We start from the raw sequence: 14,130 nt of genomic DNA, 5'->3' as shown, positions 1-14,130 counted from the left end.
TTGGGCGACGTGGTGCGTCGTCGTGCCGCTGGGCCATCACTGCTTTCCGGGCTGCCGTGGCAGCCCTTGGGCTGTGTGGGACGACGGCGGGGTCCGCCACGCCGTCAGGCGTTCTGGGCCACGCTCCACACCAGCACGGCGACGATCAGGGCGGCCACCACGGCCAGGGCGATCTTCACCCAGCTGTAGGGCCGCTCGCCGGCGATCGCACCGGTGTAGCCATTCGCCACGATCTGGTAGTTCTGGCTGCCGTAGGTGTAGCCCACCAGCCACACCGGCACCAGCACGTGCTTGAAGGTGCGGCCGCTGTACGTGCGCTGCACCTGCAGGTTGCGGTAGGTGTCGCCAGGGATCTGGCGTGCGCACAGGGCGCGCACCTCGGCGTCCATGTCCTGCTCGTTGAGCTGGGCGGCCTTGCGCAGGTCCACCTGGTAGCGTTCCACCGTCCAGCCGCGCACGAATTCGGGGGTGTAGGGCTGCAGGTCCGTGGTGGTGGGAAAGGGTTCGACCTGGCGCAGCAGTGCGGTGTGCACGCCCACGGCGCCGGGCACCAGGGCATCGTCGAAGAAGTGGCGCAGGCTGCCGGAGGCCGATTCCCAGTGCACATGGCGGACCTCGCGCGTCTGCGTGTTGCCGCTGGCGTCGCGGTAGGTCTCGGTGGTGTAGTAGTAATAGCCGGCCTCGGCCTGCCAGCGGGCGCTGACGTGGGCGTCAAACGTCCAGTAGGGCAGGTAGACGCCGTGCAGCGTGTCCGTCAGCGCGGCGTGCTTGAGCTTGTTGGGCGCAAACCAGCGGCTGCCGTACCACTGGCGGATGCGGTCGCGGATCTGGCCGTCGCTGACCTTGAAGGGCAGGATGCTTTGCGGCGTGATGGCGTCGCTGCGTTCCTCGTGCGCGACGATGGACGGCGAGCCGCAGAAGTCGCAGCGCTGGGCCACGCGCCCGTCGACGAAGACCGAAATCGCACGGCAGTTCTGGCATTGCACTTCATAGCGCTGTGGCCCCCAGCCGCGGCCGTTCTGCGGGTTGCGCAGGGCCTCGGCCAGGTCCTGTTCGACCACGGCCTGGCCCAGCTCCTCGCGCAGTTCCTCGCTCCACGGCACCACGGTGCCGCAATACGGGCATTTCAGCGACTGCGCGCGGGCATTCCACTCCAGGTTGGCGCCGCACTCCGGGCAAGGGTGCTTGCCCACCATGGAGGGCGGGGCCGCATCAGGGGCTGCATCAGGGGCTGCAGTGTAGGCAGAGGCGGGGGTATCGGTCACGGCAGGATGGCCACAGGGCGCGGAAAATAGCGGGGCACCGCGCAGTGCGGGCCGCCGCGCTGCGGTTCACGATAGGAACGCCGCGCAGCGGCAGTGCGGTGCAGGGTGGGCTCAGCCCTGGAGGAATTCGTCCAGGGCGGCCTGCGCAATGCGCCAGTTCGCACCGATCTTGCGGCCCTTGAGGTGGCCGGCCTCCAGCTCGGCCAGCACGTCGGCCACGTCCACGCCCAGCAGCTGGGCGGCCTGCTCTGGCGTGTAGACCTGCAACGCCGGGGCGGCGCCGGCTGGCGTGGCCTGGGCAGCTTGGGCGGCCTGGGCCGCAGTGGGCGAGAAGGCATCGTGCGCCCCCTGTGCCCCCAAGGCCGGCTGGCCGGCAGCCGTCGCGGGCTGCTGCATCTGTTTCATCATCTCCTGGGCCATGCCAAAGCCCATGGCCATGGTGGCCGGCATGGTGGCTGCTGCCGCGCCTTCGCCGCCGCTGGCCATGGCCTGGCCCATCTGGTACTTCACATAGTCGTTGAGGTTGCCAATGGCGCCCATGCTGGAGCGTTTGTCGATGGCCTGTTCCACCTCGGGCGGCACGGAGACGTTCTCCAGCACAAAGCTGGTCACCTCGATGCCGTACTTCTCGACCATCGCCGGGTTGATGATCTGCACCAGCGCCTGGCCCAGGTCGCCATAGCGCGTGGCCACGTCCAGCACCGGCACCTGGGCCTTGGCCAGGGCCTCGGTGAAGACGCTGACGATGCGCGAGCGCATGGTGTCGGCAAACTCGTCGATGCGGAAGTTCTGGTCCGTGCCCGCCACTTCCTTGAGGAACAGCGCGGGCTGCACGATGCGGAAGTCGTAGGTGCCGAAAGCGCGGATGCGCACCACGCCAAAGTCCTTGTCGCGCATCAGCACGGGGTTGGAGGTGCCCCACTTGTTGCCCGTGAACAGGCGCGTGTTGATGTAGTAGACGTCGCACTTGAAGGGCGACTGGAAACCGTACTTCCAGCCCAGGATGGTGGACAGCACGGGCACGTTCTCGGTGCTCAGCGTGTGCTTGCCGGGGCCGAACAGGTCGGCGTACTGGCCGGCGGCCACGAACTGCACCTGCTGCGATTCGCGCACGATCAGCTGGGCGCCGTTCTTGATTTCCTTGTCGTCGTCCGGCCAGCGGTAGGAGAGCGTGTCGCGCGAGTCATCGGTCCATTCGATGACTTCGATCAGTTGGTTCTTGATGATGTTGAACAGGTTCATGCCACGCCTCGCCCGCAGGGTTACAGGAAAAAGATGGAAAACATTGTAGGGGCCGGATACACCGCCCCTGGCGGGGGTGTTTTCAAAAAATGTAGCTGTTTGCGTACGTCTATCGGGTGTTTTGAAGTCATTTCGATTGAAAGCCATTGAAAAACAAGCGCTATCAGCTCACTTTTTGATGCAAGCCGGCCTGCCGGGCGCTGCGGCGCCGGGGCCGGCTGCGTCAAACCCCGGCCCGCGGGCCTAAAATCACTCTTTTGCGCGCCCGTGCGCGGCACCCCGCGTGCCCGCTGGCCGGGTGCGTCCACACCGACCCCAACGCGCCCGCTCCGCGCACCAAGACACCTTCTGAAGTCATGCTGACCTTCCAACAAATCATTCTGAAACTGCAGTCCTACTGGGCCGAACACGGCTGCGCACTGCTCCAGCCCTATGACATGGAAGTCGGCGCCGGCACGTCGCACACCGCCACCTTCCTGCGCGCCATCGGCCCCGAGTCCTGGAAGGCCGCCTACGTGCAGCCCAGCCGCCGCCCCAAGGACGGCCGCTATGGCGAGAACCCCAACCGCCTGCAGCACTACTACCAGTTCCAGGTGGTGCTCAAGCCCGCGCCCGACAACATCCTGGAGCTGTACCTGGGCTCGCTCGAAGCCCTGGGGTTCGATCTGAAGAAGAACGACATCCGTTTCGTCGAAGACGACTGGGAGAACCCCACCCTGGGCGCCTGGGGCCTGGGCTGGGAAGTCTGGCTCAACGGCATGGAAGTGACCCAGTTCACCTACTTCCAGCAGGTCGCCGGCATCGACTGCAAGCCCGCCACGGGCGAGATCACTTACGGGCTGGAGCGTCTGGCCATGTACCTGCAGGGCAAGGAATCGGTGTACGACCTGGTCTATACCGACGGCCTGAGCTACGGTGACGTGTTCCACCAGAACGAGGTGGAGCAGTCCACCTACAACTTCGAGCATTCGAACGTGGACTTCCTGTTCAGCGCGTTCAATGCCCACGAAGGCACAGCTAATAAGTTGATGGAAGCGCAACTGGCGCTGCCGGCGTATGAGCAGGTGCTCAAGGCCGCCCACACCTTCAACCTGCTGGACGCGCGCGGCGCCATCTCGGTGACCGAGCGCGCCGCCTACATCGGCCGCATCCGCAACCTGGCCCGCGCTGTGGGCAAGAGCTACCTGGACAGCCGTGCGCGCCTGGGTTTCCCCATGGCCCCCAAGGCCTATGCCGAGGAAGTGCTGGCCGAGCTGGCCAAGGCCGCCGAGCAGCAGGCCAAGAAGGCCGCCTGAGCGCGCCGTGCGCCCCGTGTCCATCGATTAACGCATTAATTGGCCGCCAGCCCTTATCCATTAAGCGCTGGCAGCTATCAAAACACCATGAACGCATCCAATCTGCTTGTTGAACTGTTTGTCGAAGAGCTGCCTCCCAAGGCCCTGCAAAAGCTGGGTGAGGCCTTTGGCGCCGTGCTGTTCGAGCAACTCAAGGCCCAGGGCCTGCTGGCCTCCAGCGAGTCGCGCCTGACCGCCTACGCCTCGCCCCGCCGCCTGGCCGCCCACATCACCGAAGTGCTGCCCCAGGCCGAAGACAAGGCCGTGTCGCAAAAGCTGATGCCCGTGGCCGTGGGCCTGGACGCCGCAGGCCAGCCCACCCCCGCGCTGCTCAAGAAGCTGGCGGCCCTGGGCGCCGATGCCTCCGCCGTCGCCGGCCTGCAGCGCCAGGGCGAGGGCAAGGCCGAAGCCCTGTTCTACGCTTCCACCGTCAAGGGCGTGGTGCTGACCGACGGTCTGCAAAAAGCCCTGGACGACACCATCGCCAAGCTGCCCATCCCCAAGGTCATGCGCTACCAGCTGCAGGACGGCTGGACCAGCGTCAACTTCGTGCGCCCCGCGCACGGTCTGGTGGCCTTGCATGGCACGCAGGTGCTGATCGGGGTGAAGGCCCTGGGCCTGAGCGCCGGCACCGCCACCCACGGTCACCGCTTTGAAGCCAAGGTGGACCCCGTGGTCATCCGCGATGCCGACAGCTATGCCGAGCAACTGCGCGAAGAGGGCGCCGTGATCGCCAGCTTCGCCGAACGCCGTGCCGAGATCGTGCGCCAGCTGCAGGCCGCGGCCGACCGCGTGGGCGGTGGCGTGCGCCCCATCGACGACGACGCCCTGCTGGACGAGGTGACGGCCCTGGTCGAGCGCCCCAACGTGCTGGTCTGCGAATTCGAGAAGGAATTCCTGGCCGTGCCCCAGGAATGCCTGATCCTGACCATGAAGGCCAACCAGAAGTACTTCCCGCTGCTGGACACCCAGGGCAAGCTGACCCACCAGTTCCTGATCGTCAGCAACATCACGCCCCAGGATGCCAGCGCCGTCATCGGCGGCAACGAACGCGTGGTGCGCCCCCGCCTGGCCGATGCCAAGTTCTTCTTCGACCAGGACCGCAAGAAAACCCTGGCCAGCCGCGTCGAAGCCCTGGGCAAGGTGGTCTACCACAACAAGCTGGGCACCCAGGGCGAGCGCGTGGACCGCGTGCGCGCCATCGCCAAGGGCATTGCCCAGCAACTGGGCAACACCGCCCTGGCGCAGCAGGCCGATCTGGCCGCCATGCTGGCCAAGACCGACCTGATCACCGACATGGTCGGTGAATTCCCCGAGCTGCAAGGCACCATGGGCCGCTACTACGCCCAGAACGACGGCCTGGATGCGGCCGTGGCCGATGCCATCGAAGACCACTACAAGCCCCGCTTCGCCGGCGACGAACTGCCGCGCGGCGATGTCGGCGTGGTCGTCGCCCTGGCCGACAAGCTGGAAACCCTGGTCGGCATGTTCGGCATCGGCAACCTGCCCACCGGCGACCGCGACCCGTTTGCCCTGCGCCGCCACGCCCTGGGCGTGATCCGCATGCTGGTCGAAAAGGATTTGGCGCTGGACCTGGACACTTTGCTGGTCAGCACCCTGCCGGCCTTCGGTGACAAGATCACCGATGCGACCGCCCAGCTGCAGGAATTCTTCTACGACCGTCTGGCGGTCAGCCTACGCGAACAAGGCTTCAGCGCCCAGGAGATCGACGCCGTGCTGGCCCTGCGCCCACAGCGCCTGTCCGAGGTGCAAAAACGCCTGGAAGCCCTGCGTGCTTTCGCCGCCCTGCCCGAAGCCCCCGCCCTGGCCGCCGCCAACAAGCGCGTGGGCAACATCCTGAAGAAGGCCGAGACCGCGGTACACGCCCAGGTGAACGCAGCCTTGCTGGCGGAGCAGGCCGAAAAGGACTTGTTCGCCGCCCTGCAGACCGTGGCCCCCAAGGCCGAGCAACTGCTGGCAGCCGGCGACTACACGGCCAACCTGCAAGCCCTGGCGGCCCTGCGCACCCCCGTGGATGCCTTCTTCGAGCACGTCATGGTGAATGCCGAAGATCCAGCGCTCAAAGCCAATCGGTTGGGTCTGCTGGCCGCTTTGCACGAGACAGTGAATCGTGTCGCAGATATCTCAAAGCTAGCAATATAAAAAATAAGATTGTTTTTGCGATGGAAAACTTTCTCTAGTTTGAAACTAAAAAGTTTTCCTTTTTTATTGATGGTCAAAATCTACTTGATTGATATAGAGACTGTAAATATTTTTTATTAGCGTGATTACACAACAGAGAATAAGTGTGAAGAGAATAGATCAGGCATCTATTTAAACCATTATTTAAATTAGAACCATTGCATGTCACTTGTTTGCTGGACAAATTTCCCCCCGCTAGGCGACGACCGAGGATCCCTGGTTGCCTTAGAAGGCGAAAAAAACGTACCATTCGCCATTCAGCGTGTTTATTACCTGTTTGGCACCAAATCGGGCGTTTCACGCGGCTTTCATGCGCACAAAAAATTGCAGCAAGTGGCTGTGTGCGTGACAGGCAAGTGCCGCATGGTGCTGGATGATGGCCAGAAGCGCGAAGAAGTGTGGTTGGATTCATCCACCAAAGGGATTGCGTTACCGGCTATGGTTTGGCATGAAATGCACGACTTCAGCCCCGATTGTGTACTGCTGGTTTTGGCGAGCGAATATTATGATGAGTCAGATTACATTCGGAATTATGAAGATTTTCTGAGATTAATTAAATGATTTTAAAATCTAAAACAATTCAAATTCGCTTAGTTGAAGAAGTTGACGCTGATTTTATTTTGAAATTGCGATTAGATAAAAAATATAATTTATTTTTATCTGATGTTAGTCCGGATGTTAAAGCGCAAAAAGAGTGGATAAAAAAATATAAAAATGATGAAGCCAATAGCGAACAATTTTACTTTATTATCGAGCGTAACGATGGAACACCATGTGGAACAGTTCGAATTTATGATTTAAGAGAAAATTCATTTTGTTGGGGAAGTTGGATATTAAATGAGGATAAAACACCTTATGCGGCTTTAGAAAGTGCATTGCTTGTTTATGATTTTGGATTTAATCAACTGGGATTTGAATTTTCACATTTTGATGTCCGCAAAGGTAATGAAAAAGTAATTTCATTCCATAAAAAGATGGGAGCATTAAAAACAGGGGAGGATGATTTAAACGAATATTTCATTATCTCTAAAGATTCTGTCCTAAAAATAAAAAAAAAGCTAAGTGTAAAAATACAATGATTCCCTTCCTTGACCTCCAATCCATCAATGCCCAATACCGGACAGAACTGATTGAAGCCTGTACCCGCGTCATTGACTCCGGCTGGTATATCGGCGGTAATGAACTCAGTCAGTTCGAGCAGGAATTTGCAGCCTATTGCGGCAGTGCGTATTGCATAGGTGTTGCTAATGGGCTGGACGCGCTCACCCTCACCCTGCGTGCCTGGTTGGAGTTGGGGCGCTTGCAACCCGGTGATGAAATCATCGTGCCTGCGAATACCTATATTGCAAGCATTCTTGCCATCAGCGCGAATGACCTGAAACCTGTATTGGTAGAGCCTGATGCGGCAAGTTTCAATATCAGCCCTGCCAACGCCCGCGCCGCCATCAATCCTAAAACGCGCGCCATTTTACCTGTGCACCTTTACGGCCAGTTGGCCGACATGCCAGCCATCATGGCCCTGGCACGTGAGTATGGCCTGCTGGTGCTTGAAGATGCTGCTCAGGCCCACGGGTCAGCAATTGATGGCAAGAAAGCTGGTAGCTGGGGCCATGCGGCTGGTTTCAGCTTCTACCCTGGAAAAAACTTGGGCGCATTGGGTGATGCTGGAGCTATCACCACCGACGACGCCGAGTTGGCGCAAACCCTACGTGCCTTGCGCAATTACGGTAGCCATGAAAAATACAAAAACCTGTTTAAAGGCGTGAACAGCCGGCTGGATGAAATACAGGCCGCCATGCTGCGTGCCAAATTGTCTTATCTGGACGCTGACTCACAACATAGACGAAAGATCGTACAGGTTTATCTGAATGAGATTGTGCATGAAAAAATTAGACTTCCATTTTCTTGCAAGACGGATATCTCTACATTAAGCAGCCATGTCTGGCATCTTTTTGTTGTCAGAACACCTTACAGAGATGCCTTGCAGAAGCACTTGCTTGCGCAAGGGATTCAGACATTGATTCATTACCCGATAGCACCGCATAAACAGCAGGCCTACTCTGTTTGGAACGATACATCCTATGTTTTGACTGAGGTATTACACCAAGAGGTTTTGAGCCTACCGATAAGTCCTGTGATGACAGTACAAGATGCTAAATATGTTGCAGATGCTGTGAACAGTTTTCAATGGGACTGATCAAGACAAGCTTGCTCAACGGAATTGCCGTTGTGGTGAAGATGCTGACGTTACTTGGCATCAACAAGGTACTTGCTGTTTATGTTGGTCCTTCAGGATACGCGGCCATCGGTCAGTTTCAAAATGCGGTGCAAATGATTACCACCTTGGCAAGTGGCGCGATCAACACTGGGGTAACCAAGTATACCGCTGAATATCATTACAGCGAGCAAAAGCAGCGTGCAGTGTGGCGTACAGCAGGAACGATGGCAATTATTGGTTCATTGCTGACTGGGGCACTGCTCATAGCCTTTAGTCGTCCAATTGCTATTTGGGTGTTTAATACAGAATCTCTGTCCAGCGTTTTTTACTGGGTGGCTATTGCCCTTGTTTTTCAGGTTTTTAATAGCCTTTTGCTTGCTATTCTGAATGGTAAGAAAAATATCAGAAAATATGTGATTGCCAATATTTCTGGAAGCATTTTTTCGCTGATTATTATAACAATATTGACATTTTACGGTGAGTTATATGGTGCTCTTGTAGGTTTGGCTATTTATCAGGCACTGGCATTTTGGGTGACATTGTTCATTTGTTTTAAAGAAGATTGGTTTAAAAAAGATTTTCTTGTTGGTAAATTGAACAAGTATATAGCTGTTGATCTTTCAAAATACATGCTGATGGCTTTGACAAGCGCCATCTGTGTGCCTGTTAGTCACATGCTAATAAGAAATCATTTAGGTTCAACTCTTGGCTGGGAGGCTGCTGGGTATTGGGAGGCGATGTGGCGTCTGAGTACGGCTTATTTGATACTAGTGACCAGTACTTTGAGTATTTACTATTTGCCTCGATTGTCAGAATTGACAAATCCGGAAGATGTAAGGCGGGAAATTATTTTAGGATATAAAATAATACTGCCTTTTGCAATTTTTTGTGGTTTTTTAATTTATGTATTTAGAGATTTTATTGTTAGTATTTTGTTTTCTAATGATTTCTACCCGATTCGTGATCTTTTTGCTTGGCAAATGGTTGGTGATACTCTAAAAACTGCTAGCTGGATTTTAGGGTATTTATTGGCAGCAAAGGCAATGGTCAAAGCTTTTTTGTTGACAGAAATATTTTTCTCCTTATTTTTTTATCTTCTTATCTATTGGGGAACAGATTTTATAGGATTAAATTTTGTCAGCGTGGCGCATGCCATTAATTATGGGGTGCATCTGGTTGTTATGTTTTTGATTGTAAAAAGATTAAAAATAATATGAATAAAATTTTTGGATTTATAAAAAAACACGGCATTCGAAAATTACTTTTTGAAATTTTTATTCGGTTTATTCAATTTTTCAGAGTCAATTTTTATAGATATTGTTTTTCAAACAATTCTGTAAGTGGAGTGGGATTTAAAATAAACTCAGCGACTCAATTTGTCGGCAGTGGATCAATTCTGATCGATCATGCCTCAATTGGAGTTTGGCCTTCTCCTGGTTTTATTAATGGAGTAAACTATCTTGAGGCAAGAAGCAAAGACGCTGTGCTTGAAATTGGTAGATCTACATTTATAAATAACAATATAACGATTATTGTCGATAGAACTAGAGTTCTAATAGGTGAGCGTTGCTTGTTAGGGAATAATGTTTTTATTTCTGACTCTGATTTTCATGGGTTGGAAATTGCAGATAGAAATAATGGCAACTATAAGTGTCTACCTGTCACCATAGAAGACGATGTATTTGTGGGAGGAGACGTAAAAATTCTTAAAGGCGTACGTATTGGGGCAGGTGCAATTATTGCGAATGGCAGTATTGTTACTCGGAATGTTGAGCCCTATACTGTAGTAGCAGGTATTCCAGCACGGGTAGTAAAGGTTTTAAAAAAACATGGAAAATCATAAAAGTAGCTTAGTAACAGTCGCTATTCCATGCTACAACCATGCACAATATATTTCTCAAAGTATTCAAAGTATTATTGATCAAGATTATGAGAATATCGAGCTGGTGATTATAGACGACGGTTCTAAAGATGATTCTGTCGAGATAATTAAGAAATTTATACCAATTTGCGAAAAGCGTTTTAAGCGATTTGAATTCATAGCCAGATCAAACAAAGGTTTGTGTATAACGCTGAATGAGTCGATAGAGTGGAGTCAAGGTAAATATTTTTCAGCAACTGCATCGGATGATCTGCTTCATCCAAAAAAAATATCTGAACAGGTAAGAGCTTTTATAACACATCAGAATAATAAAGAACTTGTTGGGATATTTACTGGGTTGAGTGTAATTGATGAACATGGCAACGTTCTCTACGTTCGAGGCCGTGATTCGTACTTCGGATTTAAGGAGGTTATCCGAAGGACGGCATTCATGCCGGGTTGTGCCGCCATGTTTCTAACGATTGCAATGAAGCAGGTCGGGGGATATAACCCTAGCTACAAGATCGAGGATTTATACCTCGCATTAAAACTTTCAAATCGAGGTGGAAAATTTTTATCAATTAAGCAGCCTTTGGTTTTTTACAGGCGACATGACGATAATCTCTCATCCAAGAGTGAATTGATTTGGAATGCTGTTGAAGAAATTTTAAATGAATATAAAGAAGATTATTTTTATAAACAAGGGCTTGCTTGTAGCCTCTTGATCCAAGCACACGATTTGCAAAAAAACTCGAAAAAAAAATCTCTACTTTTTGGGGGGCGTGCTTTAAAAATTTATCCGTTAATTATTTTTAGTCGTTCTTTTTTTTGGTGGTTTTTGAAGTTTTTTAAATTGTAAATTCATTTAAAAGCAATTGATTTTAAAAAATAAATAAAATTTGCCTCTTTTAATATATTTTCCCATCTATATTTTTCCATAGAGGGAGTGTGGCGAGGGGGGTGATGTAAAAAATCTTTGTTTTTTATCTCTTCATTCCAAATAAATTGAGCATTCATTTGGTTTGAAAAATCAATAGCCCATTGATACTTGTTAGAGATGCAGTGTAAGCCAGACGCCAAATATTCAAGGGTTTTGGTGCTGGTTTGAATGTTGAAAGGATAAATGTCTGGGGTGTAATTCAGTCCAGCAGCAGATTTTTTATAATATTCAGGAATTTCTTCTCGGTGCAGTCTTCCAGTTGTGTGTATATTTTTTTTATTATTTATGATTAATTTAAAGTCTTCAGGTATTTCTCCAATCAAACATAATTTGAAACCAATTTCATGAAGTCTTAGTATTTCTTGTTGAAGACCTTTCCTACCTGAAAAACTGCCGCAGTAGACAATATCAAAATCTGGATTTTTCGACGGTGTTTGAAAAAAAGCATCATCAACACCCATGTCTCTGTAAATTTTTGGAATTTTATCGTTGAAGAAAAAATTTTTTTCAACAGTGGAATTTAAAAAAATTCTACCATCTGGTTTGCAATTGATTATTGATTTAGTTAAATCTTTGATTCTTGAAAATGATGGGGTAGAAAGACTCTGATATTCGTGTATTTCTTTGGCTTTTCCTATATTTTTTTTGTTTTTTAAGCCAAGAAAATAAATGTTGAGATGATTGTCTGGCGCGAGATTGTTTGCAACGTCCAGTTGCACTTGATGTCCATGGATCTCCAGAAATTTTTTGTAAGCATAAGCTTCTGGGGTGTATGAATGGGGGGTGATGGTAATTCCAATATTCATTATTCACCCCCGAGAAATTTTATTAATTTTTTAGAATTTGTTGTCGTGCAGAAATGCTTTTCTGCCAATTCTCGGCTTTTTATACCTTGGATATTTATTTGATTTGTACTATTGATATATAACATCATTGCATCAACTAAATCCAATTTAGATTGGGGTTGTATGAGAATGCCATTTTTATTTTGAAATATGGTTTCTTTACACCCAGGCACGTTGGTTGTAATGATCGGACGGCCACAGGCCATGGCTTCTTGTGTGCTGCAGGGAACTCCTTCGCGATAAGAAGGTAGTACAAAAACACTGGATTCTTCAATCCATTTTTTGACGTCTTCTACATGCCCAGGGTGTATGATGATTTTTTCTTTCTTATAATATTCAAGATCCTTGAATGAAAGACAGCTTGGATTTTCTTTATCAATTGAGCCTAATACAATAAACTCGACTTCAGGGTGTGTTTTTTTGACAATTTCAGCAGCTTGCAGGAATTCGAAAATTCCTTTTTCAGCTAGCAAACGGCCAATAAATAAAAATCGAACCGGATCTAATGAAGGTGGCGAGGGCTTAAATTTATCTAGGTCTACGCCGATGCCACCCAGTATTTTAACGTCTTTGACCTTGATTTTGTGTTTTTCAAGCAAATCAACAGGATCATCTGAGTTTAGAAAAATAATTCTATCCAAATATCTAAAAGATATTTTGTATAAAAGTACTTGTATTTTTCTGACGATTTTTTTCTTGGTACTCTCTTTTTTTTGTGATGGTTCTGATGTAAAAGCATAACCAAGACCTTCCAGCATACCTACAATCCGTGGCACTTTTGCTAATTTAGCTGCCAGAGTGCCAAAGATGACGGGCTTGGAGAAAAAAGAAAAAACAATATCTGGATCAATTCCCTTGATTAAATTTTTGAGTTGTATGGTACTTTTTATGTCAGCCAAAGGGTTGAGTCCACCTCGATTGATCTGATAGCTAACTGGAATTCCGCCTAGATCAGAAATTGTACGCAAGGTTTTATCTGAAAAATCAGTGGCAAAAATATAAACTTCGTGACCTTCTTGTAGCAGAAGATCAATCAATTTTTTTCTGAAATTAAGCGTGCTGCTGGCAACAGTACCAATCAGGCATATTTTCATTTTTTTGGAATCCATCGAAAAAAAGCCAGCTTGCTATACATGACAAGATAGATAAAGACACTAAAGAACAAAGCAATCAGCGTCCACATGGTGTCGGTATATGAATACACAGCCATCGAACAAGGAAGCAACGCGTACAGCCACAAAAAAGGCGATGTCATTCCGTTTTGAGTGGTCTTTGAAGCTTTCGGAAGTAGCTTTTTTGTCCAACGTTTGTTGGCCAACATGTGCAGGTGCACGCCATCAGGTTGGCTGGGATGATGGCCTGTGCGTAGCGATTTGCGTATGAAGCTAAATCCCACCTCAATAATTGGGTAAGCGCAAATCAGCAGGCTGGTCCATGGAGAGATGCTTGTATTGCGTTCAGGTAGTAGAACAGCAATCCACGCAAGGGTGAATCCCAGAAAATAAGCACCGCCATCACCCAGAAATATCTTTCCATGAGGCCAATTCACTAGAAAGAAACCTATGACAGAACCGGCAATCAATAGACATGTGAAGGCGAGTGGAATATCGCCAACTTGCCTAGCGATCAGTCCGAAGGCAGTCAACATGATGATGGCAACCCCTGCCGTCAGTCCGTTGAATCCATCAATGATATTGATGGCATTGGCGACGCCACCTACGGCAAATGCGGTGAAGATGACCGAGACCACCGTAAATCCGAGAAGCCAATCTACACCAGGAATATCGACATGGGTGAGCGAAACACCAGTGATGCCCCAGCCCAAAACACCCGACGCCATGGTGGCGAATAGCCGGGTTTTGACCGAAACTTTTTTGGTGACATCTTCCAGCAGTCCGAAGATAAAAGCAGGCATTCCGGCCATCAGAATGGCGCTGAGGATGGCGCGCTTCTCTGCGGCTGGCAGACTTTGACTGGAAGCGGCAAATCCTGCAAACACTCCAAGGACAATCGCAATCCCTCCGATGCGTGGGGTCGGGTTGGTATGAAATTTTTGTACGCCCGTGGTGCCATCCATGGACAGGCCTCCGTGCCATGACTTGGTTAGCACCAGAAAGATGCAGGTGAGAAAAGATGCCAAGCCTGCGACCAAAGCGTCAAAACGCAGTAACTCAAGGGGAATGTAATGGTGTGGCTGCATGGGGCTTCAAGCGTTGGCTTGTA

The 14,130-nt window shown here is 50.9% G+C and carries 13 protein-coding genes; 8 read left to right on the top strand and 5 right to left on the bottom strand.

Annotation, left to right across the window (positions count from 1 at the left end):
- Nucleotides 1–104: 104 nt before the first annotated feature.
- Both KAQ61_RS13695 and KAQ61_RS13690 read right to left on the bottom strand, forming a co-directional pair.
- On the bottom strand, nucleotides 105–1,265 hold the full coding sequence (locus tag KAQ61_RS13695) for a TFIIB-type zinc ribbon-containing protein (RefSeq protein WP_244982903.1): 1,161 nt from the start codon (nucleotides 1,263–1,265) through the stop codon (nucleotides 105–107).
- A gap of 111 nt (nucleotides 1,266–1,376) precedes the next feature.
- Nucleotides 1,377–2,507, bottom strand: coding sequence for an SPFH and helix-turn-helix domain-containing protein (locus KAQ61_RS13690; protein ID WP_210929530.1), 1,131 nt, complete (start codon nucleotides 2,505–2,507; stop codon nucleotides 1,377–1,379).
- Nucleotides 2,508–2,863: 356 nt separating this feature from the next.
- Between KAQ61_RS13690 and glyQ the strand changes: the two genes are divergently transcribed.
- From glyQ to KAQ61_RS13650, 8 genes are all read left to right on the top strand, one after another.
- Complete coding sequence (gene glyQ, locus KAQ61_RS13685) at nucleotides 2,864–3,802, top strand: glycine--tRNA ligase subunit alpha (RefSeq protein WP_210929529.1); 939 nt, start codon at nucleotides 2,864–2,866, stop codon at nucleotides 3,800–3,802.
- An 87-nt stretch (nucleotides 3,803–3,889) separates the two neighbouring features.
- Nucleotides 3,890–6,004 carry a glycine--tRNA ligase subunit beta gene (gene glyS / locus KAQ61_RS13680; protein WP_210929528.1) on the top strand — a complete coding sequence of 705 codons (2,115 nt, stop codon included), beginning with the start codon at nucleotides 3,890–3,892 and terminating at the stop codon, nucleotides 6,002–6,004.
- A 201-nt stretch (nucleotides 6,005–6,205) separates the two neighbouring features.
- Nucleotides 6,206–6,604 carry a sugar 3,4-ketoisomerase gene (locus KAQ61_RS13675; protein WP_210929527.1) on the top strand — a complete coding sequence of 133 codons (399 nt, stop codon included), beginning with the start codon at nucleotides 6,206–6,208 and terminating at the stop codon, nucleotides 6,602–6,604.
- Nucleotides 6,601–7,122: a GNAT family N-acetyltransferase gene (locus KAQ61_RS13670; protein ID WP_210929526.1), complete on the top strand. Its 522-nt coding sequence runs from the start codon at nucleotides 6,601–6,603 to the stop codon at nucleotides 7,120–7,122. The genes KAQ61_RS13675 and KAQ61_RS13670 overlap by 4 nt, the downstream gene beginning before the upstream one ends.
- The gene (locus KAQ61_RS13665; protein ID WP_210929525.1) at nucleotides 7,119–8,240 is read left to right on the top strand and encodes a DegT/DnrJ/EryC1/StrS family aminotransferase; all 1,122 of its coding nucleotides are present in this window, start codon (nucleotides 7,119–7,121) and stop codon (nucleotides 8,238–8,240) included. The genes KAQ61_RS13670 and KAQ61_RS13665 overlap by 4 nt, the downstream gene beginning before the upstream one ends.
- Entirely contained in the window at nucleotides 8,231–9,478 is a 1,248-nt protein-coding gene (locus KAQ61_RS13660; RefSeq protein ID WP_210929524.1) for an O-antigen translocase, read from the top strand. The genes KAQ61_RS13665 and KAQ61_RS13660 overlap by 10 nt, the downstream gene beginning before the upstream one ends.
- Entirely contained in the window at nucleotides 9,475–10,104 is a 630-nt protein-coding gene (locus KAQ61_RS13655; RefSeq protein WP_210929523.1) for an acyltransferase, read from the top strand. The genes KAQ61_RS13660 and KAQ61_RS13655 overlap by 4 nt, the downstream gene beginning before the upstream one ends.
- Nucleotides 10,091–10,981 (top strand): glycosyltransferase, encoded by an 891-nt coding sequence (locus KAQ61_RS13650; protein ID WP_210929522.1) that lies wholly within the window; start codon nucleotides 10,091–10,093, stop codon nucleotides 10,979–10,981. The genes KAQ61_RS13655 and KAQ61_RS13650 overlap by 14 nt, the downstream gene beginning before the upstream one ends.
- 2 nt (nucleotides 10,982–10,983) lie before the next feature.
- On the opposite strand, the gene KAQ61_RS13645 is transcribed toward KAQ61_RS13650, so the two are convergent.
- Genes KAQ61_RS13645 through KAQ61_RS13635 form a run of 3 tightly spaced genes read right to left on the bottom strand, consistent with a single transcriptional unit; the run spans nucleotide 10,984 to nucleotide 13,984 of the window.
- Nucleotides 10,984–11,868 carry a glycosyltransferase family protein gene (locus KAQ61_RS13645; RefSeq protein ID WP_210929521.1) on the bottom strand — a complete coding sequence of 295 codons (885 nt, stop codon included), beginning with the start codon at nucleotides 11,866–11,868 and terminating at the stop codon, nucleotides 10,984–10,986.
- The gene (locus KAQ61_RS13640) at nucleotides 11,868–13,016 is read right to left on the bottom strand and encodes a glycosyltransferase family 4 protein (RefSeq protein ID WP_210929520.1); all 1,149 of its coding nucleotides are present in this window, start codon (nucleotides 13,014–13,016) and stop codon (nucleotides 11,868–11,870) included. Before KAQ61_RS13640 ends, KAQ61_RS13645 begins: the two co-directional genes overlap by 1 nt.
- Entirely contained in the window at nucleotides 12,998–13,984 is a 987-nt protein-coding gene (locus KAQ61_RS13635) for an MraY family glycosyltransferase (RefSeq protein ID WP_244982902.1), read from the bottom strand. The genes KAQ61_RS13640 and KAQ61_RS13635 overlap by 19 nt, the downstream gene beginning before the upstream one ends.
- Nucleotides 13,985–14,130 lie beyond the last annotated feature (146 nt).

This window comes from Comamonas aquatica (assembly GCF_018064205.1).
Classification (GTDB): Bacteria; Pseudomonadota; Gammaproteobacteria; order Burkholderiales; family Burkholderiaceae_C; genus Comamonas; species Comamonas aquatica.
Note: the sequence above shows the minus strand (reverse complement) of the source record. Positions and strands in the feature narration are given on the sequence as shown.

Coding starts and splice junctions, on each gene's coding strand:
- KAQ61_RS13690 (WP_210929530.1), bottom strand. CDS start 2,507: ATGAACCTGTTCAACATCATCAAGAACCAACTGATCGAAGTCATCGAA.
- glyQ (WP_210929529.1), top strand. CDS start 2,864: ATGCTGACCTTCCAACAAATCATTCTGAAACTGCAGTCCTACTGGGCC.
- glyS (WP_210929528.1), top strand. CDS start 3,890: ATGAACGCATCCAATCTGCTTGTTGAACTGTTTGTCGAAGAGCTGCCT.
- KAQ61_RS13675 (WP_210929527.1), top strand. CDS start 6,206: ATGTCACTTGTTTGCTGGACAAATTTCCCCCCGCTAGGCGACGACCGA.
- KAQ61_RS13670 (WP_210929526.1), top strand. CDS start 6,601: ATGATTTTAAAATCTAAAACAATTCAAATTCGCTTAGTTGAAGAAGTT.
- KAQ61_RS13665 (WP_210929525.1), top strand. CDS start 7,119: ATGATTCCCTTCCTTGACCTCCAATCCATCAATGCCCAATACCGGACA.
- KAQ61_RS13660 (WP_210929524.1), top strand. CDS start 8,231: ATGGGACTGATCAAGACAAGCTTGCTCAACGGAATTGCCGTTGTGGTG.
- KAQ61_RS13655 (WP_210929523.1), top strand. CDS start 9,475: ATGAATAAAATTTTTGGATTTATAAAAAAACACGGCATTCGAAAATTA.
- KAQ61_RS13650 (WP_210929522.1), top strand. CDS start 10,091: ATGGAAAATCATAAAAGTAGCTTAGTAACAGTCGCTATTCCATGCTAC.
- KAQ61_RS13645 (WP_210929521.1), bottom strand. CDS start 11,868: ATGAATATTGGAATTACCATCACCCCCCATTCATACACCCCAGAAGCT.
- KAQ61_RS13640 (WP_210929520.1), bottom strand. CDS start 13,016: ATGGATTCCAAAAAAATGAAAATATGCCTGATTGGTACTGTTGCCAGC.
- KAQ61_RS13635 (WP_244982902.1), bottom strand. CDS start 13,984: ATGGATGGCACCACGGGCGTACAAAAATTTCATACCAACCCGACCCCA.